The 2,557-nt window shown below is 57.4% G+C and carries 2 protein-coding genes; both read right to left on the reverse strand.

Going from position 1 to position 2,557, the window contains the following annotated elements:
* Nucleotides 1–323 precede the first annotated feature (323 nt).
* Nucleotides 324–1,709, reverse strand: a complete 1,386-nt coding sequence (locus NW837_RS14020) for an FGGY-family carbohydrate kinase (protein WP_414332211.1) — start codon at nt 1,707–1,709, stop codon at nt 324–326.
* A gap of 95 nt (nt 1,710–1,804) precedes the next feature.
* Nucleotides 1,805–2,290, reverse strand: a complete 486-nt coding sequence (locus tag NW837_RS14025) for a 2Fe-2S iron-sulfur cluster-binding protein (RefSeq protein ID WP_414332212.1) — start codon at nt 2,288–2,290, stop codon at nt 1,805–1,807.
* Nucleotides 2,291–2,557 lie beyond the last annotated feature (267 nt).

A 2,557-nucleotide genomic window follows, 5' to 3' on the forward strand; every position in this document is an offset into this window, starting at 1 on the left:
CTTTAGTTAGGAGAGAAGGAAAGTTAGGAAGCAATGCAACGAAAATATTTCATTTCCGTTTAAAAAGAATCTCGTTTCCACGGCTGAGCATTCACGAAGCTCAAAAAACGTAGGTAGGCAGCTGTATCCCGTGACCGCTTAATACTTACATAGTCATAAGTCTGTAGCCTGAACAACTGGGAAACCATCATCGCTGTTTTAGAGGGGAAACCTACTGGCGAAAGCAGGACGGGATCCTTTGCGGCAAGGGCTGTTGTGGAACCAGTAACAAGAATCCTCACCCTACCGCTACGGGGAAGCAAGCCAGTAAAGCAGGGAACATGTCAAAGCAGGTTGCTCAGGCGGCTGTGAAAGACCGAGTAGATCTCTGCGTAAGACTTCACCCACTCTGGATCCGGTTGAACATAGCGTTCTACCTGTACCAATCGATCGGCAGCCTGTTGGACAGAGCAGCACCAATAGGCAGAAGCGGCCAAGATGGCTGCCCCCACAGCCGGCTCCGGGTGTTTCACCACAGCCAAGGGACGAGCAAGGATGCTGGCGCGTAGGCGCAACCAGAGAGGGCTTTTGCTGCCTCCACCGGTGGTGAAAATCGGGCTCTGCTCTGGCACTGGGATCCCTTGAGCGGCCAACGTTTCCAGCCCCAGCCGCTCCACCATCGCTACCCCCTCCAACAAAGCAGCGTAAAAACGGGGGGATCCCTCTTCTGCCTCCGGCAAGAACCCGGCAAACTGGGGATCGACAATGGGAAAACGCTCTCCCGGCTGACAAAGGGGATAGCTGACCAGCCCGGTGGGCAGATAAGCCTGAGCTTGCTGATCCAGCATTTGCAGGTTGCCGTCGGGGAAGTAATGAGGCAAAACTCCGCCTCCACAAAAAGAGGCGGCTCCCGGCCACCAAACCATTCGTTCGCGACAGCGGTGCGGAGCACTGTCCGGGTGCAAATGGGAATAGATGCTTGGGGTTTGTATGGGATCCGGACTGTTGGCCTTGAAAATGAGGGTTGTGCCCAAGCTGGTGGAAACCTGCCCCAAGCGAATAGCCCCTGCCGCCAGTTGCCCGGCACAGCCATCGGTGATCCCTGCCGCGATCAGCACTTCCGGCCCCAACCCCCAGTCTGCTCGCACCGTTCCTAAAACTGTTCCCGGCGGCACCACCTCGGGGAAATGCTTGGGGTTTAGGCCCTGCCGCGCCAACCACTCCTGAGGCCAGGTGTAGGCCTCCAGGTCGAAACCGCTCTTGAGGGCATGGGTGTGATCGGTCACCTGCCTGCGCCCCCCCAGTTGGCTCAGCAAAAAGTCCGCCGGATGGGCCAAGTAGCTGTCTCGATACTGATCAGGATAGGCTTCCGCCCACCACAGCCAACGGCTGAGACCCCAACTGGCAGGGATCCCCAATTGCTTGGCCTGAGCCTGGCCCCGTGGGTCAGAATACAGCCACGCCTGTTCCAACGGCATGCCTCGACCATCCACCGGCAGAATGGTGCCGGAAGTGCTGCAAGCACTCAGAGCTGCAATGGAATACTGCTCCCCCAGTTGCGCGGTCAGTTGTCCCAAAAGGGCTTTCAGGGTTCGCAACCAGCGGCCCGGATTGGTCTCTGGGGGATCCCACTGGCGCTCGCTTTTGGCCACCACCTCCCCCTGCTCTGAGAGGGCCACCACCCGCATCCCAGAAGTGCCCAGATCGATCCCAAGAAACACAGGGGGCATAGGAATACTCACCTGAGAATGCTTTGTTTATATACGGGGTGGCCAAGTGGCCTCAAAAAGGGGCCCAAACTGGCTCAAAAGATGGGATCAAAATCTCAAAACTCCTGGCTGCTCCGAGCCAGTGCTTCTTGGATATCCAGATCCAGCCCTTTCACCGATTCCAGCACCGAGCGGGTGATCAGTTTACCCTCCTGCACCAAAATGGCGCCGGTTACAGGGTGCAAAAGCGGCTGTTCGGCCCGCCGACCGATCAACGCCTCGATATCCTGAAAAGCATGGATGTACATCCCGGCAGGCAATTCCACCACCACCCCTTCCCCCAGCACGCGCGCTTGGCAGGCCAGGCGGGAGTTGGGCTTGCAGGTGGTGATCGCCTCCAGGGTGCGCTGCTCCCGCTTGCTCACCGGAGACAAAGACTCCATCCCTTCCTTAACGTACACATGGCAGGTGGCACAGAGGCCGCGCCCGCCGCACTCTTTCAACACATTCAGCTCTTCCTGCAACAGTACCGAGAGCAAATTGCTGTTGGTGGCGATTTCAGACACTTGGGCAATGGGATCCAACCGCACACGCTTGACCATAGTCCGCACTTTTTGGGCTACTGGATGCTAAAAAAGCTAGCATCTTTCACCAATGCAGATTGCCGGAACAGGGCAGTTCTACCTAAGCATGCAGGAAAATCCCCCATGCGCCATTCAGGTCTCGGTGCATACGAATGCCCTCTGAGCCTTCTCGGCACTCCAACTATAGGTCTTGCTGGTGTAGGCTTCAGAAACTTGACCAAAAGGCGCGGCAAGCCCCGTCCTTCAGGGCAGGGAAGGATAGCGCCGACCGTAGCCGACGCCCTT

Source organism: Synechococcus sp. R6-10 (genome assembly GCF_047461815.1).
Lineage (GTDB): Bacteria > Cyanobacteriota > Cyanobacteriia > Thermostichales > Thermostichaceae > Thermostichus.